Here is a 697-nt window from a genome sequence, read left to right as displayed (position 1 = left end):
AAAACGCTGCGCGAGGGCAAAGACCTGGCCGCGCTGAAATCTGGCCTGAAAGAGCAGGTTCAGCAAACGCTTTCTGCGGTGGCTGATGACGGTATCGAACAACGCGATCTGCATGTCTGGAGCTTTGGTACCTTACCGGAACGCTACGAACAAAAGCGCGGCGGCTATGAAGTAAAAGCTTATCCGGCGATTGTGGATGAGAAAGACAGCGTAGCGATCCGCCTGTTTGACAGTGAACTGGAACAGCAACAGGCAATGCTCAGCGGAATGCGACGTCTGCTGCTGCTGAACATTCCTTCACCGGTCAAATACCTGCATGAGAAGTTGCCGAACAAAGCCAAACTGGGGCTGTATTTTAACCCGTATGGCAAAGTGCTGGATCTGATTGACGACTGCATTTCCTGCGGCATCGACAAACTGATTGCGGAGTCCGGCGGGCTGGTGTGGCGTGAAGAAGATTTCGCAAAACTGCATGAGCACGTGCGCGCCAACCTGAATGATACGGTGGTGCAGATTGCGATTCAGGTGGAGCAAATTCTGACGACCGTTTTCAGCATCAATAAACGGCTGAAAGGACGGATCGATATCAACATGGCGCTGGCGCTTTCAGATATCAAAACCCAGATGTCCGGCCTGATTTATCGCGGTTTCGTGACGCAAAATGGCTGGAAACGTCTGCCGGATACGCTGCGCTATT

Annotated in this window: 1 protein-coding gene; it reads left to right on the top strand. The window is 52.4% G+C overall.

Features of this window, described 5'->3' with window-relative positions; translation table 11 throughout:
* A partial coding sequence (locus tag UC14_RS26505) for a DUF3418 domain-containing protein (RefSeq protein WP_157962171.1) occupies nucleotides 1-697 on the top strand: 697 nt, incomplete at both ends.

Origin of the sequence: Rahnella sp. NRRL B-41462 (assembly GCF_003263525.1) — a bacterium.
Classification (GTDB): domain Bacteria; phylum Pseudomonadota; class Gammaproteobacteria; order Enterobacterales; family Enterobacteriaceae; genus Rahnella; species Rahnella aceris.
Note: the sequence above shows the minus strand (reverse complement) of the source record. Positions and strands in the feature narration are given on the sequence as shown.